This window comes from Pseudomonas sp. TMW22089 (assembly GCF_022496645.1).
In the GTDB taxonomy this organism is placed as follows: Bacteria; Pseudomonadota; Gammaproteobacteria; order Pseudomonadales; family Pseudomonadaceae; genus Aquipseudomonas; species Aquipseudomonas paraversuta.
On sequence record NZ_SCFG01000002.1, the window covers coordinates 136,030 to 160,767 of the forward strand.

The following is a 24,738-nucleotide window of genomic DNA, read 5'->3' on the forward strand; positions in this document are numbered from 1 at the left end:
GGGCAAAAAAAAGCGAAGCCCGCAGGCTTCGCTTTTTTAACCAGAACTCCGTGGCTCTTAGTGATGCTCACGGGTGGCGCGGAATTTCACATCTGGCCAGCGCTCTTCCATCAACGCCAGGTTAACCCGGGTCGGCGCCAGGTAGGTCAGGTGACCACCGCCGTCAATCGCCAGGTTTTCCACTGCCTTGATCTTGAACTCCTCAAGCTTCTTCTTATCGTCGCAATCAATCCAGCGCGCCGAGTACACGGTGATCGGCTCATAGGAGCATTCCACCTTGTATTCGCCTTTCAGGCGGCTGGCGACCACGTCGAACTGCAGCACACCAACGGCACCCAGAATGATGTCGTTGCTGCGCTCCGGGAAGAACACCTGGGTGGCGCCCTCTTCGGCCAGTTGCTGCAAACCCTGACGCAGCTGCTTGGATTTGAGCGGATCGCGCAGACGGACGCGACGGAACAGCTCCGGGGCGAAGTGCGGAATACCGGTAAAGCTCAGGCTCTCACCTTCGGTGAAGGTGTCACCGATCTGGATCGTGCCGTGGTTGTGCAAGCCGATGATGTCCCCGGCAAACGCCTCTTCCAGCTGTTCACGCTCGGAAGAGAAGAACGTCAGGGCGTCGCCGATACGGATGTCTTTGCCGGTGCGCACGTGGCGCATTTTCATGCCCTTTTCGTATTTGCCCGAGCAGATACGCATAAAAGCGATACGGTCACGGTGCTTGGGATCCATGTTCGCCTGGATCTTGAACACGAAGCCACTGAACTTCTCTTCAGTCGGCTCCACCGTGCGCTCGTTGGCCACCCGGGGCAACGGCTCCGGAGTCCAGTTGACCACCGCGTCGAGCACGTGATCGACACCAAAGTTGCCCAGTGCCGTACCGAAGAACACCGGTGTCAGCTGGCCGTCGAGGAACTCCTGCTGGTTGAATTCATGGCAGGCACCCTGGACCAGCTCCAGCTGGTCAACAAAGCGCTGGTACTCGTCACCCAGGTGCGCACGGGCCTCATCGGAATCGAGCTTCTCGATGATTTTGGTTTCAGTGCGCTCATGGCCATGACCGGCGGTGTAGACAATGATGTAGTCATCGGCCAGGTGGTAAACACCCTTGAAATCGCGGTAGCAACCAATCGGCCAGGTGATCGGCGCGGCCTTGATCTTGAGGACAGCTTCAATCTCGTCCAGCAACTCGATCGGGTCACGGATATCGCGGTCGAGTTTGTTGATAAAGCTGACGATTGGCGTGTCCCGCAGACGACAAACGTCCATCAGGGCGATGGTCCGGGGCTCAACACCTTTACCGCCATCGAGCACCATCAAGGCCGAGTCGACCGCGGTCAGGGTGCGGTAAGTATCTTCCGAGAAGTCTTCGTGGCCCGGGGTGTCGAGCAGGTTGATCATGTGGTCGCGATACGGGAACTGCATGACCGACGTGGTAATCGAAATACCCCGTTGCTTCTCCATTTCCATCCAGTCGGAGGTGGCATGGCGGTCGGACTTTCGCGATTTCACCGTACCGGCGATCGCAATCGCCTTACCCATCAGCAACAGCTTTTCGGTGATGGTGGTCTTACCCGCATCGGGGTGGGAAATAATGGCGAAAGTGCGGCGTTTCGCGACTTCGGCGGCCTGGTTGGTCATGGGAAATCGCCTGACGATTGATTCAAAAAAGGGCGCGGATTATAGCTCAAATTAGGCCCATGCAGCCACCGTTGGTGCCATGGCTCGTCGGACAAGGGTGGCAATCTGCCGTAAAAAATGTGAACCTTTTGTGCAGTGGAGGCGTCCACTCTCCTGATACGACAAACCGTCAGGTGCTGAAATATCAGCAAGTTAGCCTGACGAGGCTGCGCTAATGACAGGTGATGGCGGCGCATTTTCGCCCCCCACCCGTTGCTCTTCGCGAACTCATCGTCGGCAGCCAGGAATGGCATTGCCACACGACAATGTGTTCGCCGACCAAGAAAAAAAAGGAGTCCGCCTGTGGCTAATCGCAAGGAGTCCGCCTGTGGCTAATCGCTATGGAAAAGGGCTTATAGGAGGTGTGATTGTTCTCGCACTCCTGGCCCTGTTGGTCCACTGGATCGGCATCAGCACTATCGAACACTATCAAGATGATCTGTTGTTCTACCTGCAAGCCCATCTGTACCTCGTACTCGTTTCAATGTTTGCCGCCCTCCTTGTAGGGATCCCCGCGGGCATTTTCCTCAGCCGACCAAGTATGGCCGGACGTGCGGAACGCTTCATGCAAGTCTTCAACATCGGCAACACCGTGCCACCGCTGGCCGTACTGGCCATTGCGCTTGGCTTTCTGGGGATCGGTAGCGGCCCTGCCATCTTCGCCCTGTTTCTCGCCTCGTTGCTGCCCATTGTGCGCAACACCTATGAGGGCCTGAAAAACGTTCAGGGTTCACTCAAAGAAGCCGCCGTCGGCATCGGCATGACCCCGCGCCAAGTGCTGTGGCGAGTCGAAATGCCCAACGCCGTACCCATCATCATGGGTGGCGTACGGGTCGCACTGGCGATCAACGTCGGCACCGCCCCCCTGGCGTTCCTGATTGGCGCCAACAGCCTGGGCAGCCTGATTTTCCCTGGTATCGCCCTCAATAATCAGCCGCAACTCATCCTCGGCGCAGCCTGTACCGCGCTGCTGGCATTGCTGCTTGACGGCCTGGTGATCTTCATCAGCCGCCGCTGGCTGGAACGCGGTCTACGACCTGCATAAGGTCTGGCTGAGCAAAGGAATACGCATGAAAAAATTAAGCTTGTTTTTAGGCTGCATCCTGCTGTTCGCAGGAATTGCCCAGGCCGCAGAAAAACCCCTGGTCCGGATTGGGGCGCGGGTTTTTACCGAGCAAACCCTGCTCGCTGAAATCACCTCGCAATACCTCAAGAGCAAGGGCTACAACGCTCAGGTAACCGGCGGGCTGGGCAGCAGCCTGGCGCGCAGCGCCCAGGAGTCCGGGCAGCTGGACCTGATCTGGGAATACACCGGCGTGTCACTGGTGGCCTATAACCACGTGACCGAAAAACTCGACAGCGAGCAATCCTTCGAGCGGGTCAAAGAGCTCGACGGTAAAAAAGGCCTGGTCTGGCTGCACCCGTCCAAGTTCAGCAACACCTATGCCCTGGCGCTGCCAGAAAACGTGGCCAAGGAACACCCGGAAATCAACAGCATCAGCGATCTGAACAAGGCCCTGCGCGACCCGGCGAATAAAGGCGCCCTGGTCTCACTGGATACCGAGTTTGCCAATCGCTCCGACGGGTTGATCGGCATGGCCGAGCTGTATGACATGGACCTGACCCGCAAAAACATCCGGCAAATGGACGCTGGCCTGGTCTATACCTCGCTGAAAAACGGCCAGGTGTTTGCAGGGCTGGTCTACACCACTGACGGTCGCCTGAGCGCTTTCAACCTCAAGTTGCTCGACGACGACAAGCATTACTTCCCGGATTACACCGCCGCTCCCGTAGTACGCAAAGCCTACCTGGACCAGCACCCGGATCTGGCTGACCTGCTCAAGCCACTGGCGGACCTGTTTGACGACGAAACCATGCGCCAACTCAACGCCCGGGTCGACGTCGACCACGAAAGCCCGTCCAAGGTGGCCGCAGACTTCCTGCGCCAGCACCCACAGCTTTTAGCTAACTGACCCGGAGGAAAAGACATGGAATTTCTAAACGCCTTTTCCAACATGGACTGGAATCAGGTCATGCACCTGACCCTGCAACACATTGCTCTGGTCGGGATCGCCGTGACCCTGGCCATTGTGGTTGGCGTACCGCTGGGCGTACTGATGACGCGCTTCCCGTCACTGGCCGGCCCCATGCAGGCCAGCGCCACCGTGTTGCTGACCATCCCCTCGATTGCCCTGTTCGGCCTGCTGCTGCCGTTCTATTCCAAGTTCGGCCAGGGCCTGGGCCCGATGCCCGCCATCACCGCCGTGTTCCTGTACTCATTGCTGCCGATCATGCGTAACACCTTCCTTGCCCTGACCGGCGTGGAACCGGGCATACGTGAAGCCGCCCGCGGTATCGGCATGACCTTCGCCCAGCGCCTGCGCATGGTTGAACTGCCGATCGCGGTACCGGTGATCCTGGCCGGTGTGCGCACCGCCGTGGTGATGAACATTGGTGTAATGACGATTGCCGCCACCATCGGTGCCGGCGGTCTGGGTGTACTTATTCTTGCTGCAATCAGCCGTAGCGACATGTCGATGCTGATCGTCGGCGCGGTACTGGTCAGTCTTCTGGCCATCTTCGCCGACCTGCTTTTGCAATGGCTGCAACGCACGCTGACTCCAAAAGGATTACTCAAATGATCGAACTTCAAAACCTCAGCAAGACCTTCCAAAGCAACGGCAAAGATGTAAAAGCCGTGGACTCGGTAAGCCTGACCGTCAACGAAGGCGAAATCTGCGTGTTCCTCGGGCCTTCGGGTTGCGGTAAAAGCACCACGCTGAAAATGATCAACCGCCTGATCAAGCCAACCTCCGGCAAGATCCTGATCAACGGCGAAGACACCACCGACCTCGACCCGGTCACCCTGCGCCGCAATATCGGTTATGTGATCCAGCAGATCGGTCTGTTCCCCAACATGACCATCGAGGAGAACATCACCATCGTTCCGCGCCTGCTGGGCTGGGACAAGCAAAAGTGCCATGACCGTGCCCGCGAACTGATGAGCATGATCAAGCTCGAGCCCAAGCAGTACCTGACCCGCTACCCCCGTGAACTGTCGGGTGGCCAGCAACAGCGCATCGGCGTGATTCGCGCCCTGGCCGCCGACGCACCGCTGCTATTAATGGATGAGCCGTTCGGCGCGGTCGACCCGATCAACCGCGAAATGATCCAGAACGAATTCTTCGAGATGCAGCGCGCGCTGAACAAGACCGTGATCATGGTCAGCCACGACATTGACGAAGCGATCAAGCTGGGCGACAAAATCGCCATCTTCCGCGGCGGCAAGCTGCTGCAGATGGATCACCCGGACACTCTGCTCGCCCACCCGGCCGACGACTTTGTCAGCAACTTTGTCGGTCAGGACAGCACCCTCAAGCGCCTGTTGCTGGTCAAGGCTGAAGACGCGGCCGACAACGCGCCGTCGGTCAGCCCTGAGACACCGGTGGCCGAAGCACTGGAACTGATGGACGAACTGGACCGTCGCTACGTCGTCGTCACCTGTGCCGACAACAAGGCCCTGGGCTATGTGCGCCGTCGCGACCTGCATCGCCAGACCGGCACTTGCGGCCAGTACCTGCGCGAGTTCACCGCCACTGCAGCCTCCGACGAACACTTGCGCATCCTGCTGTCGCGCATGTACGAGTTCAACCGCTCATGGTTGCCGGTAATGGATGCCGAACGGGTATTCCTCGGTGAAGTGACCCAGGAATCCATCGCTGCCTACTTGAGCTCCGGCCGCTCCCGCGGGGCCAAGACCAGCATTGTTTCACCGGCTGATATGGCCACTGCCTAGATAACCGATCCTGCGGGAGCCTGGCTTGGCGGCGATGCAAACTACGCGGTTTTACTGACAGACCGTGAAGATGCCATCGCTGGCAAGCCAGGCTCGCGCAGCAGGGCACAACTCATCGCTCCCCTTCAAATCCCCTTCTGCGGGAACATCACACTGTCATCAAGGTCGGTTACTTAAATAGCCGAAATTGAACCCCCGACGAATTCGTGCACATACGCGACATTTTTAGTTGATCAAAGGGCAATCACGCCCTAAAGTTCGCGCCGAACATCCATGCTGGAAACGATCCATCCGGCTCAAGTACTGACGACGAGACAGCAAGGTCCATTTACCTTTTTTGCTTTCGGCGGACATGCCTTGGGAAGTAGGCGAACCAAAGTGGGGATACGGAGGATGTTCAGTTGCACCCATTTATCTATGACGTTTGCCACTTGGAGTCCCTCCTCATGTCGATTCAGGTCGAAGACTATTACGCGCGCGAAACCTTCAACAAAATGAAGGCTTTTGCCGACACCCAGGAAACCCCGTTCGTGGTGATCGACACCGCCATGATCAGCAAGGCTTACGATGACCTGCGCGCAGGTTTCGAGTTCGCCAAGGTGTACTACGCGGTCAAGGCCAACCCGGCAGTCGAAATCATCGACCTGCTGCGCGACAAGGGCTCAAGCTTCGACATCGCGTCGATCTATGAACTGGACAAAGTGATGGATCGGGGCGTTTCCCCGGATCGCATCAGCTACGGCAACACCATCAAGAAGTCCAAGGACATCCGCTACTTCTACGAGAAGGGCGTGCGCCTGTTTTCCACCGACTCCGAAGCTGACCTGCGCAACATCGCCAAGGCCGCCCCGGGTTCGAAAATCTACGTGCGCATCCTCACCGAAGGCTCGACTACGGCTGACTGGCCACTGTCGCGCAAATTCGGCTGCCAGACCGATATGGCCATGGATCTGCTGATCCTCGCCCGTGACCTGGGCCTGGTGCCTTACGGCATTTCGTTCCACGTGGGCTCGCAGCAACGGGACATCAGCGTGTGGGACGCGGCGATTGCCAAGGTCAAAGTGATCTTCGAGCGCCTCAAGGAAGAAGACGGCATTGTTCTCAAGCTGATCAACATGGGCGGCGGCTTCCCGGCCAACTACATCACCCGCACCAACAGCCTGGAAACCTACGCTGAAGAGATCATCCGTTTCCTCAAGGAAGACTTCGGTGACGAACTGCCGGAAATCATCCTTGAGCCTGGCCGTTCGCTGATTGCCAACGCCGGGATCCTGGTCAGTGAAGTGGTGCTGGTTGCGCGTAAATCCCGTACCGCTGTCGAGCGCTGGGTTTACACCGATGTGGGCAAATTCTCGGGCCTGATCGAAACCATGGACGAAGCCATCAAGTTTCCGATCTGGACTGAGAAGAAAGGCGAGATGGAAGAAGTGGTCATCGCCGGCCCGACCTGCGACAGCGCCGACATCATGTATGAAAACTACAAATACGGCCTGCCACTGAACCTGGCAATCGGTGACCGCCTGTACTGGCTGTCCACCGGTGCTTACACCACCAGCTACAGCGCAGTTGAATTCAATGGCTTTCCGCCGCTGAAATCCTTCTACCTGTAAACGCAGCCCCTAAAAAAACCCATGACCTGTCATGGGTTTTTTTATGCCCGCAGCCCGCAGCCCGCAGCCCGCAGCCTGTAGCCGCGAGCTCGCGCCTACAGAATCTCGGCTGCCCGCTGCTGGTAAGCCGTGGCCAATGCCCGGATTTGCGGGTGCCCGGCATTCAATAAGGTCAGGGCTGCGACCTTGAGAAATTTAAGATTGCCCCCCGCCAACGCGCGCTCAAACCAGATCAACGCCTGATCGATTTCCCCCGACTCGGCCAGCACCGAGGCGTGGCTGAACTGCCCACGAAAGTCCCCCGCTTCAGCCGAGCGCCGGTACCACAGGCATGCTGCCTCTTGATCGGCAGGGCAATGCACACCCTCCTCCAGATAACGCCCCAGCAAGTTCATGGATTTGGCGTGCCCCAACTGCGCCGCCCGACGGTAATAAAACTGAGCCGTGATCTGGTCTTCAGCCACGCCGCGCCCGGTGGCCAGCAAGTTGGCGTAGTTGTACATCGCCCAGTCCAGCCCGGCTTCAGCCGCCTGACGATACTCCAGGCTGGCCAGGGTCCAGTCCACAGGCCCGCCCCAGCCCAGTTCCCAGCAGCGCCCCAACATGTTGCGCGCCATCAGGTGATCAGCATTGGCGGCAATCTGAAACCAGCGTCTGGCCAGCACCGGATCACGCTCAATCCCCTGCCCGTCCAACAGAATCTGCCCCAGCAAGGCCTGACCGTCGACGATGCCCTGGCGGGCCGCGAGCAAAATCGCCTGCGCTGCCCGCGCCGGGTTTTCAGCGAGCATGGCTTTGAGCTGCTCGCCGTCGAGTACTTCTTCACGACGCAGTTGAAATGGCATCCCTAAACCTCAACCCAGCGCCGCAACAGGTTGTGATAAGTGCCCGTGAGCCGGATCAACGAGGGGTGATCGGGTACGTCGCGGGTCAGCTGCTGAATGGCGTTATCCATTTCAAACAGCAAGGTGCGCTGGCTGTCTTCACGCACCAGGCTTTGGGTCCAGAAGAACGAGGCATAGCGTGCGCCACGGGTGACCGCATTGACCTTGTGCAGGCTGGTACCGGGGTACAGGACCATGTCGCCAGCAGGCAATTTGACCTGCTGCACACCGTAGGTGTCCTGAATCACCAGCTCGCCACCGTCATAGTCATCGGGGTCGCTGAAAAACAGGGTGGCCGACAAGTCAGTCCGCACCCGCTCGGGACTGCCCTTGGGCTGGCGCACGGCGTTGTCGATATGAAAATCGAAACTGCCACCGCCGGTGTAGCAATTGACCAGCGGCGGGAAGACTTTGTGCGGCAAGGCAGCCGACATGAACAACGGGGTTTGCCACAGCCGGTCAATCATTGCCGCGCCAATTTCCTTCGCCAACGGGTGCCCTTCAGGCAACTGCAGGTTGTGCTTGGCCCTGGCGGACTGAAAGCCGGCGGTGATTTTGCCGTCAGCCCACTCGGTCTGCTCCAGCGCCTCACGAATGCGCTGCACCTCTTCACGGGAAAACAAGCCGGGAATATGCAACAGCATGGCGCGATACCAGTTAGCGAAGGGACGGCAATGGTATTGATTCTTATTGTTCGTGTAAAACCCTGTTAGGACACCGGAGACGAATGAGTGTGAAAAAACCGTAAAGGGAAATTGTAAAGATTGTAAATTTAGCGCTAATAGTAATTGATCTCAATTGATACAAGGAATTGTTTGCACTATATTTCGCGGCTCAAATTCTGGGGCAAGGGATCTTCACATGTCGCGCCAACTTATAAAAATACCTGTCAGCTCACCGCGTTTACTGGCTTCGGCTATCGGTGTCGCGATTACCGCGACCTCTGCAGCCCATATGGCTCAGGCTGCCGAAAGCACGGACAGCAAAGCACAGGGCAACAGTATTTCCCTTGGCGCGACCACGGTTTCAGGCGAGCAGAACGAGCAGTCCTACCAGATTGAAAAAGCCGACTCCCCGAAGTACACCGCGCCCCTGATTGATACGCCCCGCTCGATCACCGTGATCCCGCAACAACTGATCAAGGATACGGCCGCAACTTCCCTGCAAGACGCATTGCGCACCGTTCCAGGCATTACCTTCGGCGCAGGTGAAGGCGGTAACCCGCAAGGCGACCGGCCGTTCATTCGCGGCTTTGACGCCCAGGGCGACACCTATCTGGACGGCGTACGCGATACCGGCGCCCAGACCCGCGAGATTTTCGCCGTAGAATCGATTGAAGTCGCCAAAGGCCCGAACTCGGCCTTCGGCGGTCGCGGTGCAGCCGGCGGCACCATCAACATGGTCAGCAAGAAAGCCCATCTGGGTAATTCGTTTGATGGCGGCTACACCTGGGGCTCGGATCAGACCCAACGCTATACCCTGGACGGTAACTATCAGTTCAGCGATACCGTTGCCGGTCGTCTGAACCTGATGAGCCACGAAAGCAATGTGGCCGGTCGCGACAATGTCAATTACGACCGCTGGGGTATTGCTCCTTCCCTGGCGTTTGGCCTGGGCACCGATACCCGGGTCAACGTCGATTACTACCACATGGAAAGTAACGACCTGCCGGATTCGGGTATTCCTTACGGTTTCTCGGTGGGCAAAACCCATACCGCAGACAGCCCGGACAAGCCGAACGACGGTGGCGACAGCAGCAATTTCTACGGCCTGAAAGATCGTGATTTCCGCAAAACCCGCGCCGATATCACTACTTTTTCGTTTGAACACGACTTCAGCGAAGACCTGCACGTCAAGAACACCCTGCGCCACGGCAACACCCTGCAGGATTACATCCTGACCCAGCCGGACGACAGTAAAGGCAACGTCAACAACGGCAGCGTCTGGCGCCGGGCCAACACCCGTGTGAGCAACACCGCCACCACCACCAACCAGACCGATCTGTTTGGTGACGTATATATCGCCGGCTTCAAAAACAGCTACTCCACCGGTATCGAACTCAGCCGCGAGACCAGCAGCAAGTCGTCCTATACCGTTAATACCAGCACCACCCCGGGTACCGCTGGCGGCACTAACTGCACTCCGGGCATGATCGGCGCCCCAAGCGACTGGAACTGCACATCCCTGGGCAACCCGAATGCCAATGATCCATGGAACGGCTCGATCGCACGCAACTATGCCGGTACTGACAGCGCCAACACCACACGCGCCATTTATGCGATGGACACGCTGGAACTGTCACCTGAGTGGCTGCTGAACATGGGCCTGCGTTACGACCACTTCGAGACCAAGTACAAATCGTACACGGCCGCCGGAGCGACCACTTACAAGGGATCTGACACCAGCGACTTCTTCTCCGGCCAGCTCGGCCTGGTGTGGAAAGTCCAGCCTAACGGCAGCGTGTACGTGTCTTACGCCACCTCGGCCACCCCGCCGGGCTCGATGCTGGACAGCAATGAAACCAACCCGTTGAGCGGTACTCCGGATCGCACCGGCAAGATTCTGGCCAGCGACATGGAACCGGAAGAAACCACCAACTACGAACTCGGTACCAAGTGGGATGTGTTCAACGACCGCCTGTCTCTGACGGCAGCCATCTTCCGCACCGAAAAAGAGAACACCCGGGTCCAGACAGACGCTGATACCTACGAGAACGCCGGCAAAACCCGCGTCGACGGCATCGAACTGTCTGCCTCCGGTAAAATCACCGAGCAATGGCAAGTGTTTGCGGGCTACACCTATCTGGACGGCAAGCAGCGCGATGGCGGCCCTTTGAACAAGGCTACCGATGGCAACCAGCTGCCCAACACCCCGAAAAACAGCGCCAGCCTGTGGAACACTTATGCGATCACACCCAAGCTGACCATCGGCGGCGGTGCGTTCTACGTGGATGAAGTATTCGGTAACGTCGCCAACTCGACTTACGTTCCGGCTTACACCCGCTACGACGCAATGGCCAGCTACAAGCTGACCAAAAACGTTGATCTGCAACTGAACGTACAGAACCTGACCGACAAGACTTACTACGACAAAGCCTTTTCGACCCACTTCGCCAACCAGGCGGCGGGCCGTACAGCCTTGTTGACCACCAGCGTTCATTTTTGATGCCAACCTGGTAATGATCACTGGTGGGAGCTGGCTTGCCAGCGATGCAAGCGATACGGTTTTACCGTTAAACCGCGCAGCTGCAATCGCTGGCAAGCCAGCCGCCCACACAGAGATGCCACAGCTTTAGCGCAAAGCCCTGTCCAACGATGGTCGGGGCTTTTGTGTGTAAACAACCTGCACGGCAAACTGCGCCGTGAAGCATTCAATTGAGCGAGCAAGGCGGTCGTCGTGTTTAAGAAAACCCTTTTTCAGCTGCACTGGTTTTTCGGGATCACCGCAGGGCTGGTCCTGGCCCTCATGGGGATTACCGGCGCGACGGTGTCGTTCCAGGACGAACTGCTGAACTTGCTCAACCCCTCGGTGCTCAAGGTCGAGAAACTCGACAGCGGCACCCTGGCGCCCGCCGAACTTGTACGCCGGGTCGAGGCCACTGAAGGCAAACAGGTGTCCATGCTCTGGGTCGGGGTGGACAGCGACAGTGCCGCACGGATTTTCTTCACCCCGCCGCCGGGGGAGCGCCGCGGTCAACTGCGCTATGTCGACCCTTACACCGGCACCTATCAGGGCGACGCCAGCGGCCAGGGCTTCTTCGATCTGATGCTGCAACTGCACCGCTTTCTGGCCATGGGCCAAACCGGTCGCCAGATCACCGGTGCCTGCACCCTGATGCTGATTTTCTTCTGCCTCTCGGGCCTCTACCTGCGCTGGCCGCGCCAGGCACTGAACTGGCGTGCCTGGCTGACCCTGGACTGGGCCAAAAAAGGCCGCAGCTTCAACTGGGACCTGCATTCCGTGGCGGGTACCTGGTGCATGATCTTTTACCTGCTGGCCGCCCTGACCGGCTTGTCGTGGTCCTACGAGTGGTACAACAAAGGCCTGCAAAAACTGTTTTCGGACAGCCCCAACAGCCAGCAGCGCAAAGGCGGTCGCGGTCAGCCCGGCCCTGCGGCCCCGGCCCCTGTAGCCGATTACGATGCCATCTGGGCCACTATCCAGCAGGCTGCCGGGCCGCAACTGAGCCTGTACAACGTGCGGATGCCACCGGTGGCCGGGCAGCCGGCCACGGTTTTTTATCTGCGCAGCGACTCGCCCCATGAGCGCGCCTTCAATCAGATCGTGCTCGACCCGGTCACTGGCGTAATCAAACAACACCAGCGCTACGCAGACAAAAGCTACAAGGCGCAATTGCTGACCAGCATTTACGCGCTTCACGTGGGCAGTTACTGGGGCCTCCCCGGGCGCATCCTGGTGACCATCGCCAGCCTCAGCATGCCGTTGTTCTTTATTACCGGCTGGTTGCTGTACCTGGACCGGCGTCGTAAAAAGCGTCAGATCAAACAGGCGCGCCAGGGTTTGTCCACGGCGCACAGCGATGCATCGCCCTGGTTGATCGGCTTTGCCAGCCAGAGCGGTCTGGCCGAACAACTGGCCTGGCAGAGCGCCGGACAATTGCAGGCCGCCGGATTTGCAGTGCGGGTGCAACCGCTGGCAGCGCTCAGCGAGCAGGACTTGCTGCAGGCCAGCAATGCACTGTTTGTCGTCAGTACCTTTGGCGATGGTGAAGCCCCCGACAGTGCCCGTGGCTTTGAACGCAAAGTCCTGAACCAGCCTTTGGCCCTGAGCAGTCTCAAGTATTCGTTGCTGGCCCTGGGCGATCGCCAATACCCGCACTTCTGCGGCTTTGCGACCCGGGTTCAGCAATGGCTGAACGAGCGTGGCGCACAATCATTGTTCACTCCGGTCCAGGTCGACAGCGGCGACCCCGAGGCGCTGCAGCACTGGCAGCAACAGCTCGGTCAACTGACCGGTACTGCGCCGGCGGCCAACTGGCAGGCACCGGGTTACAACAACTGGACCCTTGAACAACGCCAACTGCTCAACCCTGGCAGCAGCGGCTCCGGGGTTTACCTGCTGGGGCTCAAGGCCCCCCATGCCAGCGATTCATGGCAGGCAGGTGATCTGGTTGAAGTCATGCCACGGCAGTCCCCGGCAGCGATTGAGCATTTCCTGCAAGGTCTGGGTCTGTCGGCAGACACCCGGGTACAGCTCGATGGTCTGCAAGAAACCCTGGCCCAGGCCTTGGGCGGGCGTCAGCTGCCGGACAATCGCGGGCATCTGGTGGGCATGCATGCACAGGCATTGGTCGACGCCTTGATCCCGCTGCACATGCGTGAATACTCCATTGCCTCGATCCCCGAAGATGGCCTGCTGCAACTGATCGTGCGTCAGGAGCGCCATGCCGATGGCAGCCTGGGCCTGGGTTCGGGCTGGCTGACGGAACACGCAAATGTGGGTTCTGCCATCAGCCTGAGGGTACGGCGCAACAGTGGTTTCCATCTGCCCGCCGAACCTTGTCCGCTTATTTTGCTGGGCAATGGCACCGGCCTGGCGGGGCTGCGCAGCCTGCTCAAAGCGCGCATTGCCAAGGGCCAGCAGCGTAACTGGCTGTTCTTTGGTGAACGCAATGCCGCCCATGACTTCCACTGCCGCGAAGAACTGCAGGGCTGGCTGGCCAGTGGTGATCTGGCGCGGCTGGATCTGGCGTTTTCACGGGATCAGGCACAGAAGATTTATGTACAGGATCGCTTGCGCGAGTCAGCTGATGAAATACGCAGATGGCTGGCAGACGGCGCCGCTATTTATATCTGCGGCAGTCTGCAAGGGATGGCGGCGGGTGTGGATCAGGCCTTGACCGAGCTGCTGGGCGAGCCAGCGCTGCAAGCACTGATCGAGCAAGGGCGTTATCGGCGGGATGTGTATTGAACCGATGCCCGCCCCCCTGCAGGAGCGGGCTTGCCCGCGAGCGGTTCAAGGGCTCGCGAGCGGTTTGAGTCAAGGCCTCAGGCCTTGGCAGTCTCCAGCGCCATTTCCGCCGGTTCCGCACGTTTGATCACGGCATATACCACTGCCGTCACCAGGCTACCGGCGACAATCGCCAGCAAGTACAGCAGCGCATGGTTGATCGCATTCGGGATCAGCAGCACGAACAAGCCACCGTGCGGTGCCATCAGCTTGCAGCCGAAGTACATCGACAGTGCACCGGTCAAGGCGCCCCCCAGAATGCTCGCCGGAATCACCCGCAGCGGGTCTTTGGCGGCGAACGGAATCGCACCTTCGGAGATAAAGCACAGTCCCAGCACCAACGCGGCTTTGCCCGCCTCGCGTTCGGTCTGGGCAAATTTGCGCCGGGCAATAAAGGTCGCAATCCCCAGGCCGATCGGCGGCACCATGCCGGCAGCCATGGTGGCGGCCATCGGCGCGTAACTCTGCGAAGCCAGCAGCCCCACCGAAAACGCGTAGGCCGCCTTGTTGATCGGCCCGCCCAAGTCGACACACATCATGCCGCCCAGTAGAACGCCCAACAAAATGGCGTTGGTGGTGCCCATGCTGTCGAGGAAGTGGGTAAGGCCTTCGAGCATGCCGGCCACTGGCTTGCCGACCACATAGATCATCACCAGGCCGGTAAACAGGCTGGCAAACAACGGGATGATCAGAATCGGCTTCAGCGCTTCCAGACTTTGCGGCAATCGCGCATAGCGATTGATCGCCTTGGCGCAGTAACCGGCGATAAACCCGGCAATGATCCCGCCGATAAACCCGGCACCCAGGGTACTGGCCAGCAGCCCGCCAATCATCCCCGGCGCCAGGCCCGGGCGGTCGGCAATCGAGTAGGCGATATAGCCCGCCAGCAATGGCACCATCAGTTTGAACGCCGCATCGCCACCGATCTGCATCAGTGCCGCCGCCAGCGTGCCGGGCTCTTTATAGGCCGTGATCCCGAACACGAAGGACAGGGCAATCAGCAAGCCGCCCGCCACCACCATTGGCAACATGAACGACACGCCGGTCAGCAGATGCTTGTAGACCCCGGTTTTCTCTTGCTTGGCCGGCGCTGAACCATCAGCCGCTGCCGTCTCTTCCCGGCCTTCGCTCAAGGCTTTGTTCAGGGTGGCTTCGGCTTGCTTGAGGGCGATGCCGGTGCCGCAGCGGTAAATCTTCTTGCCGGCAAAACGCTCGGTCGGCACTTCGATATCAGCCGCCAGCAGCACCACATCGGCTTCTCTGATGGCCTGCGGGCTCAGCGGATTGCGCGCACCGACCGAGCCCTGGGTTTCGACCTGCAGCTCGTAGCCCAGACGCTTGGCCGCCTGCTGCAATGCTTCGGCGGCCATAAAGGTGTGCGCCACCCCGGTCGGACAGGCGGTGATGGCGACGATTTTCGGCCCGTGCTGCGGGCTCTCAGCCTCGGTAGAGACTACTGGAGCGACATACACCCGGGCTTCCTGGGCGCCGCGCTGCAGTATCGCTTCGACATCTTGCAGGGCCTGGGCCGGGGTGCTCTGGAACACGGGTTTGCCAACAAAGCGCTGCATGTCCAGAGGCGTGCTGCTGACCACCAGGACCCATTGCGCTTGATCGATGGTTGCCTGGGACAGCTGGCGTTCCGGATGCTTGGGGTCATGCACTTCGACACTGGTGCTCCACCCCTGACGTTGCGCCGCTGCGTCCAGCAATCGGGCGCACAGCACGCTGGTGACCATGCCGTTGGGGCAGCCCGTGACAATGGCTAATTTCATGTGCAGTCCTCTTATTCTTGTGTCAGGGGGCAAAGGCTGACACCGCTTTCAAGCGTCGCCAGGTGCACCGCATCGCTGATGCCAAAACCGATTTGAGTGACCGCCAGCGCCCCGATGGCGGTGGCGGTGCGCAAGGTCTGCTCGGGGGTGTGGCCGCTGAGCAGGCCATGCAGCATGCCCGCCAGCAGTGAGTCGCCGGCACCCACGGTGCTGGCGACGCGAACCTTGGGCGGCCGCGCCTGTAAGGCAAATGCCGGGTTGAACCAGTTCACCCCTTCAGCACCGTGGGAAATCACCACATGCTCAACGCCCCGGGCCTGCAATTGCGCGGCAGCCGCGGTCTGCGCCTCAAGGCTGGCAATGTCGTGCCCCAGCGCGGCGCTGAGTTCTTCGGTGTTGGGTTTGATCAACCAGGGGCCCGCACTCAAACCTTGCTTCAAGGCTTCGCCGCTGGTGTCCAGCACCACTTTCAGGCCAAGGGACTTCAGACGTCGCAGCAATTCACACAACCACTGCGCGCTGATGCCTTGGGGCAAGCTGCCAGCCACCACCACCGCGTCATGGCTGGCGGCAATCTGATCGAGCTTGTCGAGCAAGGCCTGTTGCGCCAGCTCACTGACCTGTGGCCCCGGCCCGTTGAGGTCGGTTACGCGGCCATCGTCTTCAGCCAGCTTGATGTTGCTGCGGGTGTCACCGGGCACGCGGATAAAGGCGTCGACAAAACCGCGGCTGGCAAACAAGGCGTTGAACGGCGCTTGATTGTTTTCACCGAGAAAACCGCTAACGGTGACGCTGTGACCCAGATCGGCCAGCACCTGTGCGACATTCACCCCCTTGCCCGCGGCATGGCTCAGCAAAGCCTGGCTGCGGTGGACTTGCCCCGGTTGCAGATGGGACAGGCGCACGGTCAGGTCCAGGGCCGGGTTAAGGGTTACGGTCAGGATTCTGGCCATCAGAGCGCCTCCACCAAGGCCCGGACTTCTTCCGGGCTACCGACGCTCAAGGCCTGGGTAGCCAGGGTCTTGAGACGCTCCATGCTCAATTCGCGAACCCGCGCCTTGACCTCGGGAATGCTGCGCGCAGACACACTCAACTCATCCACGCCCAGGCCAACCAGCACCGGCACCGCCAGCGGATCGGCCGCCAGCTCGCCGCATACGCCGACCCATTTGCCATGGGCATGGGCGGCACGCACGGTGATATCGATCAATTGCAACACCGCCGGATGCAAACCGTCGGCCTGTGCCGACAGGGTCGGGTGGCCCCGGTCGATGGCCAGGGTGTACTGGGTCAGGTCGTTGGTGCCGACGCTGAAAAAATCGACTTCCTTGGCCAGCACCGGGGCCAGCAAGGCGGCGGACGGCACTTCAATCATGATCCCCAGCTGTAAGTCAGCCACCGGGATTTCCAGGCGCAGACGTTCGGTCATATCACGGGCGGCGCGCCATTCGGCCACGCTGCCAACCATCGGAAACATGATGCGCAGCGGGCGGTTATCCGCTGAGCGCAACAGCGCCCGCAACTGGCTTTCCATGATGTGCGGACGTTGCAAGGTGAGACGAATACCCCGTACTCCAAGAAACGGGTTTTCCTCTTTCTCGATCGGCCAGTACGGCAGCGGCTTGTCGCCGCCCACGTCCAGGGTGCGTACCACCAGAGGCCGCCCGTCCAGGCCATCGAGCACCCGACGGTACTCGGCTTCCTGGGTGGCTTCGTCCGGCGCCTGGCTGTGGGCCATGAAAATCAGCTCGGTGCGCAGCAGGCCTATACCTTCGGCGCCCTGCTCGACCGCGTTGGCCACACCCTTGCTCTCGCCGATATTGGCAAACACTTCGACCCCGTGCCCATCCACAGTAACGGCCGGTTCATGACGTTGCTCGGAGGCAGCCAATAAGCGCTGTTCGCGGCTGTCACGCTCAGAAGTGGCGCGCTGCAGGGCGTCGGCATCCGGTGCGACATGCAGGCGGCCACGCTGGCCATCAATCAATAGTTGAGTGCCGGGCGCCAGCAGCAATACCGCTTCGCCAGCTCCGACCAATGCAGGAATCCCCAAGGCCCGGGCGACAATCGCACTGTGCGCGGTGGCACCACCACGGGCCGTCAAAATGCCTGCAACCCGTGCCGGATCAAGACGCGCCACGTCGGACGGGCCCACTTCGTCCATCACCAGCACATAGGGTTGATCAGGTTCGGCCGGGGTTTGCACGCCACACAACTGCGCCAGAACACGGCGCCCGATGTCACGTAAATCCGCGGCGCGCTCGGCCAGCAATGCATCCTGCAACGACTCTTGCTGACGTGCAGCCGCCTCGATGACCGACATCCACGCGGCCTCGGCGCTTTCGCCCTGCTTGAGCCGGGTATCGACCTCATCCGTCAGCTCCGGGTCATCGAGCATTTCCTGATGGGTGATGAAAATTTCGCGAATGGCCTTGGACTGGCTGCGCTGAATCAGGCCTTCGATGTCCTGACGTACCTCGGCCAAAGCTTTTTTCAGACGTTCACGCTCAATCGCCGCTGATTCGCCACGCAGCGGGTAGTCGATAATTTGCAGCACTTGAATGTGTGCCGGGCCGATGGCAATTCCGGGCGCGGCGGCGATGGCCTGGATCACGCTGCCGTCAGCCGGGGCTGTGAGCAGCGTGGCGATGTCGGCCACGGGCGCTGCTGACTCGGCCAGCAGCGGCAGCGGCTCGACTTCTTCGCCCAGGCCTTCTTCAATGGCGGCCAGTATCGCCGGCAATGCATCACCGGCAATTGCGGGTTCGGCGACAAACTCCAGCACCTGGCCGCGACGTGCGCCCAGGCTGAGCAATTTGCTCAGGCTCTTGGCCGATACTGCCGACTCCTGGCCGTCAACAATTCGTACACGGATCTCGCCATCAAAGCTCTTCGCCAGTTGCGCGAGTATTTTCGCCGGACGGGCGTGCAAGCCGTGGGCGTTGGCCAGGGTGATACGGGCACTCGGCCAGTCAGCCGGTAATTCGCCGCCCAGCACTTCAAGTACTGCACGACTGCTGGTGGCGCGTCCCAGTTCATGCCCGCGACCTTCGATCAGCAGCGCACACAAGCGTTCAAGCAATGCCTGGTGGGCTTCTCCCAGGCTTGCCAGGCAGAACAGCCCGCTCAGTGGCTGGCCCAGATAGCGCATCGGCTTGTCCGGGGTCACGAAAGCCAGGCCCGGGCGCTTGACTGTTTGCTCGCTGTGCAGCCACCACAAACCATCGCCCAGGGGCAATGCGTCCACCTGTTGCAACACCGCAGCAAAGCCGTTGCTCACACAATCGGCCTGACGCAGCAGGCGGGCACCGCGCCAGACCAGTTCTTCGAAATCATCGGCGGAGACACCGAGGCCGATCATCTGCGCATCCAGTGCCAGTTCCTGTGGCGCGCCCTGGAGCAATTTGAGCAAGGCTTCGGCGGAACTGGCACGACGCAATGCCTGGCCCAGATCGGTTTCACCCAAAGCCCGGGTCAGCAGTTGCAGCAGGCGCAAATGCTCGTCGGACTTGGCCGCAATGCCGATCGCCAGGTACACGATCTGACCGTCGCCCCAGTCCACTCCATCGGGAAACTGCAATAAACGCACGCCCGTGGCATACACCAGGTCGCGGGTTTCAGGAGTGCCGTGGGGAATGGCAATTCCCTGACCCAAGAAGGTCGAGCCCTGAGCCTCACGCGCTTGCAAGCCTTTCAGATAACCTTCGGCCACCAAACCATCGGCGACCAGCTTATCGGCGAGTAAATGCAGCGCCGCAGACTTATCCACAGCCGTCTGGCCCATGGAAATCTGCTCTATGGTGAGCTCGAGCATGCGTTCTCCTTTTCCGGTGCTCCATGGCACCAGGTATTGTTTTGAATTAAGTCAGCGTAGATAGCTCCCCCCGAAGGCCTGAGTCATGTGTGGCAAGCACATTGCTCTGCGGGGTAAAGATCCATTAAACACGCTTGCTGAAACGTTTAACCAAGAATGTCCGGCACGTTACTGCATAATTGCCCGCGCTTGAAGCCCAACTTGTCGTATTGATCAATGCAAAACGGCCGGGCTTGCAAAAAAACCAGATGCCGACAAGGCAGACGAAGATCGACTGCCTTTATCGGTTAGGATTGGCCAAAATGTCGACATGTACTACAAAAAATAAGGAATTTCCGGCGTGAAGCTCAGTGATATCGCTCAACTGGCAGGTGTTTCCGTGACCACCGCCAGCTACGTCATCAATGGCAAGGCCGAACAGCAGCGCATTAGCAGCAGCACAGTCGAGCGTGTCCGCGCGGTGGTCGAAGAGCATGGTTTTACCCCCAACCCGCAAGCCGCAGGGCTGCGCAGCCGGCACACGCGCACCCTGGGCTTTATCCTCCCGGACCTCGAAAACCCGAGCTATGCGCGCCTGGCCAAGCAACTGGAACAAGGGGCCCGGGCCCGCGGCTATCAATTGCTTATCGCCAGCTCGGACGATGCGCCGGACAGTGAGCGCCAGTTGCTCAAACTGTTTCGCGCCCGCCGTTGTGACGCCCTGTTCGTCGCCAGTTGCTTGCCTGCGGACGATGACAGCTACCGTCAACTGCAAGACCTGGGCATGCCGATCATTGCGATTGACCGGACTCTGGAGCCTTCGCGCTTTTGCTCGGTCATCAGCGATGACTGCGAAGCCAGTCTGCAATTGACCCGCAGTTTGCTACAACCGATGCCACGGCAAATTGCATTGATCGGCGCGCGCCCCGAGCTGAGTATCAGCCAGGCCCGGGCGGCGGGGTTCAAGCAAGCCCTGGAAAATTTCGACGGCGAAATCCTGATCGAGCATGGTGCTGCCTTCAGCCGCGAATGCGGACGCCGGATCATCGATGATCTGCTGGCTCGCCAGGGGCACTTCCCCGAGGCGCTGATCACGACCTCATACGTTCTGCTGCAAGGGATGTTTGATGCACTGCTGGAGCACCCGAGCCAGCGTCCGCCGTTGCGTCTTGCCACCTTTGGCGACACTCAACTGCTGGACTTCCTGCCATTGCCGGTCAATGCCATGGGCCAGCAACACAGGCTGATTGCCGAAAAAGCCCTGAGCCTGGCCTTGTCGGCGATTGAAGAGCAGCACTATGAGCCCGGCATTCATGCCATTGCCCGAGTGTTCAAACAGCGCATCCATCAGGCCTGAGCATGCAACTGATCGACAGCCACACCCATCTCGATTTCCCGGACTTTGACGCCGACCGCCTGCCGTTGCTGGCACGCAGCAGAGCACTGGGGGTTGAGCAGATGGTGGTGCTGGGGGTTGAGCAGAATACCTGGCAGCGGTTGTGGGATCTGGTGCAAACAGACAGTCAGCTATATGCCGCCCTGGGTTTGCACCCGGTGTACCTCGACCGGCATCGACCTGAGCATGTGACTGAACTGGGTCAATGGCTGAACCGTCTTGCCGGGCATCCGCAACTATGCGCCGTAGGCGAAATCGGCCTCGACTTCTTCCTTCCCGAACTTGACCGCGACGCTCAACAACAGCTGTTTGAAGCGCAGCTGAAGCTGGCGTCGGACTTCCAGCTCCCGGCCCTGCTCCACGTTCGCCGCAGCCATGCGCAAGTGATCGCCACGCTCAAGCGTTTCCGGCTCCAGCGCGGCGGGATCATTCATGCGTTTGCGGGTAGCCGGGAAGAGGCGCGTGAATACCTGAAGCTGGGGTTCAAACTGGGCCTGGGCGGTGCGGCGACCTGGCCACAGGCATTGCGCCTGCGCAAAGTGCTTGCCGACCTGGCACCGGACACAATAGTGCTGGAAACCGACTCGCCCGACATGGCCCCGGCCATGTACCCCAACCAGCGCAATAGCCCCGAACATTTGCCGGATATTTGCCGGGCACTGGCCGAAGTGATGGGCTTGCACCCGGAGCAACTGGCCAAGGCTTCAACAGCCAATGCCTGTGAAGTGTTTGGCTGGACGCTGCCGGTGTAGGAGCGAGCCTGCTCGCAAGGGTTTTAAATGGCCATCAGAGCAACAATGTCCATACCGCAAAACCTGCATACCACAGCACGGCAGCCCGCAGCAGCAGCGCCCACAGGGTATCAAGGCTGGCGACGCCTTCAGGGCCGGCCTGGGGGGCGGGGATTTCAGCGGCGGCACAGCCAGCCTTGTTGATCAACTGTTCGGCGCTGATGTCCCAGCTCAGCAGTTCATGCAACATCACCCGGCTGACGGCCGCGAAGTTGCCCACCAGCGCAAAACTTGCTCCCAGCAACCGAACCGGCAACCAGTCAAAAGCGTGACGCAGCTGCTGTGCACGCTCGACCAGTTCCGGGTTGTTGCCATGCTCGGCAGCCAGCGCCAGCAGGCGATAGCTCAAGGCGGCGACCGGCCCCAGCAGGAAGTACCAGAAAATCACGGCGAAGAAACTTTGATACGCCTGCCATAACAAATGGCTCTGCACCCTTTCCAGCAATTGCTCGCCACTGTCGGCGGTTTCGCCCAGATCGCGCTCGGCAACATGGGCGCAGGCCTGCAAGTCACCACGGCGCCAGGCATCCCGGAACGGTCCGAGCCCGGCCAGCAAGTCGCCTCGCCCCAAGCTGTAAATCACCACCAGCAAATGCACCGGCAGCACCAGCAAGCCATAGGCCACAGGTTCCAGCACCCATAGCAGCAGCCCCAATACAGCCACCGGGAACAGAATCAGGATAGCCAGTACCCACCATGGCCTGCGCCCGAGCCCGGGGCTGGACTCCAGCTTGTGCAGCTCGCGCAGCCAGCCGCCATCGCACTGAAGACGCTGACGCAAACCCGAGAGTTTCTCGATCAGTATCGCCAGCAGTAACACCACAAAACTCATTGCATCTCTCCTGTGTGCTGCAACGCGCCGCGAAAGCGCGTCCAGTCAAAAGCCGGGCCAGGGTCAGTCTTGCGCCCGGGGGCCACGTCACTGTGGCCACATATCCGGTGCAGGGTAATGGCGGGAAAAGCCGCTTGCAATTGCCGGGTCAACCCGATCAGCGCCTGATACTGCGCATCGCTGAACGGCAGGTCGTCGGTGCCTTCAAGCTCGATCCCCAGCGAAAAGTCATTGCAGGTCTCACGCCCCTCGAAGCTCGAGACACCTGCATGCCAGGCACGATCCAGACAAGACACAAACTGAGTGATTTTGCCGTCACGTTCAATCAGAAAGTGCGCGCTGACCCGTAACTCACTGATGCCTTCAAAGTAGGGATGTTCTGTGACATCCAGGCGATTCTGGAAAAATTCCTGAACCTTGCCGGTAGCGAATTGCCCCGGTGGCAGGCTGATGTTGTGGATAACCAGCAAGGAGACTTCGCCGTTCGGGCGCGCATTGAAGTTGGGTGACGGACAATGGCATACGCCTTGGCACCAACCGCTCGCGGGGTCCAGCTGCATACAGGCTCCTTCAACGGGAAAAACGAAAGGCCCAGTATGCCGCGATGCGCAGGCCGATGGGGAGCAATCTGTAACGCCGCGTATTACTGCGCGGCGGATTGGCCCAGGCTCTCAATCACCGAGGCCAGTGCCCGGTCGAACAGCAGGCTGTCGTCGAGCAGCAATATCGTGCCGCAACGCAGTTGGCGAATTAATTCGGAACGGTTTTTTTCCAGGGTTTTGATGCCACTGCGATTAACAAAAACATACCTGCCCTCGGGTTCGACTATCGCGATCAGCTTGCAGCGCAGATGCGAACCCTGATCGTCCTGCTGGTCGATCCAGGTACCGATTCGCAACTGGCTGACCAGCAGCAGCCCTAAATGGTCCTGTTCGTCGAGGACGGGCAGAGGCAATGACGACACCAGCCACGGCCTGATTGCCTGCAGCTGGCGATGTGTCGCCAGTTCGTTGTCGCGGATATGTTGTTCAAGCAATTCAACACGGTCATGTTCGGTCTGGGTAAGCATCAAAAAGTCGTGCAACCAGGACTCGAGCAGACCGGGATCGTGCCCCGAGTAACTCGCCAGTTGCTGAACCACGTGACTGATTTGCCGGTGCAACGGATGGCTACGGCAATCGACACTGGAGTCCCAACCGATGGCAGCACTGGCGATTGCATTGAGCAAACGGCGCGCCGGGTGGCTATCACAGCTGAAAAAGTTCTGATCCATCTGCGCAATTCTGAACATCGGCGCCTGTAACTGGCCGACGATGTTTTGCAACGGCGCCGACAGGTTGCGATCGCCGCGGATGTAATCGAATAACAACTCCACCAGGTTGCCCGCATATTCACCCGTTTCAGGGGATTGCTGCGGGTGCCCGGCCGGTTGTGCGGAGCAGCAGGACGTTGCGGACACCAGGTCGGGCAGCGCGCCAGTGGCGATCAGCAGCTGGTTGGCATCGGCATACAATTGCCCGGTATGGCTGAGCAGATACTTTTCAAACAGTTGCAGCATGATCAACTTGACCTTGATCTCGATGCCCTGATCACGCTCGGCCTGCAAAAAGTATTCGCACAGCATGGCCGGCCCCAGCGGGTTGTTCTGCTCATTGAGCACGACCCGGCTCAACGTATTGAGGCGAGTGCTCAAGTGGCACAGGGCCGACTGATCGCGTACCAGCACCTTCGCCACCATGGCATTGATGACCTGGGCGCGCTCAAGGTCGTTGCCCAACAGCGAAAACACGCCCTGCGCGGGGGTTGCCATCAACAGCGTGGAGTCACTGGCAGCGGGTTGGGTCAACTTGATAAACGCGTAGAGCAACCGCTCGAGAAAACTGCGCTCGATGTTTTTGCGCTTGAGCCGTACATCGCGCATGGCTTCAAAAAACAGGCTCTGTTCTGCGTCGCTGCGGGCCTTGTCGGCCATTTCGAACAGGGTTGCATCGGCGTTATCGAACAGTACTTGCAAGTGGGACTTGAGCTGCTGTGCGGCCTTGTCATGGACCTGCAACAGGATCACAGGCAGGCGGGCGAGAGGCGAGTGAATCGCCAGCTCGATTGAGGACCTGTGGTCAGCCCCCGCTTTCCCGTCAATGTGCATCCCGGCCTCCAGCGCTGGACGTCAAACTCATGACGCCAAATAGAAGGCGGATTATCTTGTAAAAG

General features: G+C 59.7%; 18 protein-coding genes. 9 read left to right on the forward strand and 9 right to left on the reverse strand.

All coding sequences use genetic code 11. The features are described 5' to 3' along the window. Positions 1-57 precede the first annotated feature (57 nt). Positions 58-1,641 carry a peptide chain release factor 3 gene (locus EQV90_RS02990; RefSeq protein ID WP_003443795.1) on the reverse strand — a complete coding sequence of 528 codons (1,584 nt, stop codon included), beginning with the start codon at positions 1,639-1,641 and terminating at the stop codon, positions 58-60. Between the two features lie 367 nt (positions 1,642-2,008). Between EQV90_RS02990 and EQV90_RS02995 the strand changes: the two genes are divergently transcribed. The 5 genes from EQV90_RS02995 to EQV90_RS03015 all read left to right on the forward strand — a co-directional run bounded on the left by EQV90_RS02995 (position 2,009) and on the right by EQV90_RS03015 (position 7,086). Further along, the gene (locus EQV90_RS02995; protein ID WP_029612199.1) at positions 2,009-2,725 is read left to right on the forward strand and encodes an ABC transporter permease; all 717 of its coding nucleotides are present in this window, start codon (positions 2,009-2,011) and stop codon (positions 2,723-2,725) included. A 25-nt stretch (positions 2,726-2,750) separates the two neighbouring features. Next, positions 2,751-3,653 (forward strand): glycine betaine ABC transporter substrate-binding protein, encoded by a 903-nt coding sequence (locus tag EQV90_RS03000; RefSeq protein WP_003443797.1) that lies wholly within the window; start codon positions 2,751-2,753, stop codon positions 3,651-3,653. 15 nt (positions 3,654-3,668) lie between these two features. Then, positions 3,669-4,322 carry an ABC transporter permease gene (locus EQV90_RS03005; protein WP_003443798.1) on the forward strand — a complete coding sequence of 218 codons (654 nt, stop codon included), beginning with the start codon at positions 3,669-3,671 and terminating at the stop codon, positions 4,320-4,322. Further along, complete coding sequence (locus EQV90_RS03010; protein ID WP_003443800.1) at positions 4,319-5,476, forward strand: ABC transporter ATP-binding protein; 1,158 nt, start codon at positions 4,319-4,321, stop codon at positions 5,474-5,476. The genes EQV90_RS03005 and EQV90_RS03010 overlap by 4 nt, the downstream gene beginning before the upstream one ends. Positions 5,477-5,922: 446 nt before the next feature. Continuing rightward, on the forward strand, positions 5,923-7,086 hold the full coding sequence (locus EQV90_RS03015) for a type III PLP-dependent enzyme (protein WP_003443803.1): 1,164 nt from the start codon (positions 5,923-5,925) through the stop codon (positions 7,084-7,086). A gap of 95 nt (positions 7,087-7,181) precedes the next feature. On the opposite strand, the gene EQV90_RS03020 is transcribed toward EQV90_RS03015, so the two are convergent. Both EQV90_RS03020 and EQV90_RS03025 read right to left on the reverse strand, forming a co-directional pair. Then, positions 7,182-7,931: a tetratricopeptide repeat protein gene (locus EQV90_RS03020; protein WP_127196787.1), complete on the reverse strand. Its 750-nt coding sequence runs from the start codon at positions 7,929-7,931 to the stop codon at positions 7,182-7,184. A 2-nt stretch (positions 7,932-7,933) separates the two neighbouring features. After that, positions 7,934-8,614, reverse strand: a complete 681-nt coding sequence (locus EQV90_RS03025) for a Fe2+-dependent dioxygenase (RefSeq protein WP_003443806.1) — start codon at positions 8,612-8,614, stop codon at positions 7,934-7,936. 217 nt (positions 8,615-8,831) lie between these two features. Here EQV90_RS03025 and EQV90_RS03030 point away from each other — a divergent pair, with 217 nt between their 5' ends. Then, positions 8,832-11,135: a TonB-dependent receptor gene (locus tag EQV90_RS03030; protein ID WP_240877737.1), complete on the forward strand. Its 2,304-nt coding sequence runs from the start codon at positions 8,832-8,834 to the stop codon at positions 11,133-11,135. A 231-nt stretch (positions 11,136-11,366) separates the two neighbouring features. Then, a complete protein-coding gene (locus tag EQV90_RS03035; RefSeq protein ID WP_240877738.1) occupies positions 11,367-13,901 on the forward strand; it encodes a sulfite reductase flavoprotein subunit alpha in 2,535 nt (844 codons plus the stop codon). A 77-nt stretch (positions 13,902-13,978) separates the two neighbouring features. On the opposite strand, the gene EQV90_RS03040 is transcribed toward EQV90_RS03035, so the two are convergent. The 3 genes from EQV90_RS03040 to ptsP are packed head-to-tail and all read right to left on the reverse strand — an operon-like array spanning position 13,979 to position 19,529. Then, on the reverse strand, positions 13,979-15,715 hold the full coding sequence (locus EQV90_RS03040) for a PTS fructose-like transporter subunit IIB (protein ID WP_240877739.1): 1,737 nt from the start codon (positions 15,713-15,715) through the stop codon (positions 13,979-13,981). An 11-nt stretch (positions 15,716-15,726) separates the two neighbouring features. Continuing rightward, positions 15,727-16,668, reverse strand: coding sequence for a 1-phosphofructokinase (gene pfkB, locus EQV90_RS03045; protein ID WP_003443814.1), 942 nt, complete (start codon positions 16,666-16,668; stop codon positions 15,727-15,729). Beyond that, positions 16,668-19,529, reverse strand: a complete 2,862-nt coding sequence (ptsP, locus tag EQV90_RS03050; protein WP_010655560.1) for a phosphoenolpyruvate--protein phosphotransferase — start codon at positions 19,527-19,529, stop codon at positions 16,668-16,670. The genes pfkB and ptsP overlap by 1 nt, the downstream gene beginning before the upstream one ends. A gap of 340 nt (positions 19,530-19,869) precedes the next feature. Between ptsP and cra the strand changes: the two genes are divergently transcribed. Next, positions 19,870-20,865, forward strand: a complete 996-nt coding sequence (cra, locus tag EQV90_RS03055; protein WP_010655559.1) for a catabolite repressor/activator — start codon at positions 19,870-19,872, stop codon at positions 20,863-20,865. Between the two features lie 2 nt (positions 20,866-20,867). Then, a complete protein-coding gene (locus tag EQV90_RS03060; protein ID WP_003443820.1) occupies positions 20,868-21,656 on the forward strand; it encodes a TatD family hydrolase in 789 nt (262 codons plus the stop codon). Positions 21,657-21,690: 34 nt separating this feature from the next. Here the strand turns inward: EQV90_RS03060 and ampE are convergent, their stop codons facing one another. The 3 genes from ampE to EQV90_RS03075 all read right to left on the reverse strand — a co-directional run bounded on the left by ampE (position 21,691) and on the right by EQV90_RS03075 (position 24,673). After that, positions 21,691-22,527 carry a regulatory signaling modulator protein AmpE gene (gene ampE / locus EQV90_RS03065; protein WP_003443823.1) on the reverse strand — a complete coding sequence of 279 codons (837 nt, stop codon included), beginning with the start codon at positions 22,525-22,527 and terminating at the stop codon, positions 21,691-21,693. Then, positions 22,524-23,087, reverse strand: a complete 564-nt coding sequence (gene ampD, locus EQV90_RS03070; RefSeq protein ID WP_003443825.1) for a 1,6-anhydro-N-acetylmuramyl-L-alanine amidase AmpD — start codon at positions 23,085-23,087, stop codon at positions 22,524-22,526. Before ampD ends, ampE begins: the two co-directional genes overlap by 4 nt. 83 nt (positions 23,088-23,170) lie before the next feature. Next, positions 23,171-24,673, reverse strand: coding sequence for a DUF1631 family protein (locus EQV90_RS03075; protein ID WP_202210273.1), 1,503 nt, complete (start codon positions 24,671-24,673; stop codon positions 23,171-23,173). Positions 24,674-24,738: the final 65 nt, after the last annotated feature.

Excerpts from the sequence above, each read along its gene's own strand:
- EQV90_RS02990 (WP_003443795.1), bottom strand. The coding sequence starts at position 1,641 with ATGACCAACCAGGCCGCCGAAGTCGCGAAACGCCGCACTTTCGCCATT.
- EQV90_RS03000 (WP_003443797.1), top strand. The coding sequence starts at position 2,751 with ATGAAAAAATTAAGCTTGTTTTTAGGCTGCATCCTGCTGTTCGCAGGA.
- EQV90_RS03005 (WP_003443798.1), top strand. The coding sequence starts at position 3,669 with ATGGAATTTCTAAACGCCTTTTCCAACATGGACTGGAATCAGGTCATG.
- EQV90_RS03010 (WP_003443800.1), top strand. The coding sequence starts at position 4,319 with ATGATCGAACTTCAAAACCTCAGCAAGACCTTCCAAAGCAACGGCAAA.
- EQV90_RS03015 (WP_003443803.1), top strand. The coding sequence starts at position 5,923 with ATGTCGATTCAGGTCGAAGACTATTACGCGCGCGAAACCTTCAACAAA.
- EQV90_RS03020 (WP_127196787.1), bottom strand. The coding sequence starts at position 7,931 with ATGCCATTTCAACTGCGTCGTGAAGAAGTACTCGACGGCGAGCAGCTC.
- EQV90_RS03025 (WP_003443806.1), bottom strand. The coding sequence starts at position 8,614 with ATGCTGTTGCATATTCCCGGCTTGTTTTCCCGTGAAGAGGTGCAGCGC.
- EQV90_RS03030 (WP_240877737.1), top strand. The coding sequence starts at position 8,832 with ATGTCGCGCCAACTTATAAAAATACCTGTCAGCTCACCGCGTTTACTG.
- EQV90_RS03040 (WP_240877739.1), bottom strand. The coding sequence starts at position 15,715 with ATGAAATTAGCCATTGTCACGGGCTGCCCCAACGGCATGGTCACCAGC.
- pfkB (WP_003443814.1), bottom strand. The coding sequence starts at position 16,668 with ATGGCCAGAATCCTGACCGTAACCCTTAACCCGGCCCTGGACCTGACC.
- ptsP (WP_010655560.1), bottom strand. The coding sequence starts at position 19,529 with ATGCTCGAGCTCACCATAGAGCAGATTTCCATGGGCCAGACGGCTGTG.
- EQV90_RS03060 (WP_003443820.1), top strand. The coding sequence starts at position 20,868 with ATGCAACTGATCGACAGCCACACCCATCTCGATTTCCCGGACTTTGAC.
- ampE (WP_003443823.1), bottom strand. The coding sequence starts at position 22,527 with ATGAGTTTTGTGGTGTTACTGCTGGCGATACTGATCGAGAAACTCTCG.
- ampD (WP_003443825.1), bottom strand. The coding sequence starts at position 23,087 with ATGCAGCTGGACCCCGCGAGCGGTTGGTGCCAAGGCGTATGCCATTGT.
- EQV90_RS03075 (WP_202210273.1), bottom strand. The coding sequence starts at position 24,673 with ATGCACATTGACGGGAAAGCGGGGGCTGACCACAGGTCCTCAATCGAG.